2 protein-coding genes are annotated in these 1,168 nt (G+C 58.6%); both read left to right on the top strand.

From position 1 onward, the window contains the following. Positions 1-213: mercury resistance system periplasmic binding protein MerP (gene merP / locus C4K88_RS18095; protein WP_104122820.1), on the top strand; the 213-nt coding region annotated here is incomplete at its 5' end. A gap of 40 nt (positions 214-253) precedes the next feature. Beyond that, positions 254-1,168: FAD-dependent oxidoreductase (locus C4K88_RS18090; protein ID WP_206604396.1), on the top strand; the 915-nt coding region annotated here is incomplete at its 3' end.

Here is a 1,168-nt window from a genome sequence, read left to right as displayed (position 1 = left end):
CAGACGGTCACCTTGGCCGTTCCTGGCATGACCTGCGCGACTTGTCCTATCACCATTAAAAAGGCCTTGAGCAAGGTCGACGGTGTTAGCAAGACCGAGGTCGACTTCTCAACCAAGCTTGCCGTCGTAACGTTTGACGATGCGAAGACCAACGTCCAGGCGCTTAGCAAGGCGACGACGGATGTAGGCTACCCATCTGAGCTGAAGAAGTAAGGCAACAAATAACGGCAGCATCGCTAGAACCACGGCAGAGATGCCGCTCAGGCGATTCTGCCGGTCGTCATCGCGTGAGCAGCCTGTAAACGACCCACGGAGCCTGTTCCCTGAAGCGCACAACCGATTCAGTGACCGAGGCGTCGTACTAGTTGGCTTGGGCACAACGGATAAAAGAGAGAGCGGAATGCAAGAGTTAAACGAAGTTGGTTTGAGCGTGGCGGGAATGACTTGCCCAAGTTGTACAAGGCACGTTGAGGACGCGCTGCTGGCGGTCCCCGGCGTAACGCGAGCGGCTGTCGATTATCCATCGAACAAGGCGCAAGTCACAGGCAATAGGCTTGACGTGTCCGCGCTCGTAGCAGCAGTGGGCGCCCTTGGTTACGGTGCTACGCCTACAGACGAATTTGAAAGCAAAGAGCGCAGTGTTGAACAGCCAGGACTCCTTGGCAAAGCCGCCCAGTGGCTGAGCGGCGAGCGCGCGGTGGAGAAACCGGCAGGTCAGCTGCATGTGGCGATCATCGGTACTGGCGGCGCCGCTGTGGCAGCAGCGCTGAAGGCAGCTGAAAACGGTGCCCGTGTCACCCTGATCGAGCGGGGAACTATCGGCGGCACCTGCGTCAACGTGGGCTGCGTCCCTTCTAAGATCATGATTCGGGCAGCGCATATCGCTCATCTGCGACGCGAAAGTCCTTTTGACGTGGGACTGTCGGCAACGCCCCCAGTTGTCCTGCGTGACCGTCTGCTGGCGCAACAGCAGGCCCGTGTGGACGAGCTGCGTCATGCTAAATATGAAAGCATCCTCGAAAGCAATCCGTCGATCAATCTGGTGCGAGGCAGCGCCCGATTCAAGGATGGCCAAACGCTTATCGTGGAAGCGGCAGAAGGTGACACTCGCGAAGTGGCCTTCGATCGCTGTCTCATTGCCACTGGTGCAAGCGCTGCCATCCCGCCG

The sequence above is a fragment of the Arthrobacter pityocampae genome, assembly GCF_002927275.1.
Lineage (GTDB): Bacteria > Actinomycetota > Actinomycetes > Actinomycetales > Micrococcaceae > Arthrobacter_D > Arthrobacter_D pityocampae.
The sequence above is the reverse complement of the archived record's forward strand: the minus strand, read 5'-3'. Positions and strand labels throughout refer to the sequence as shown.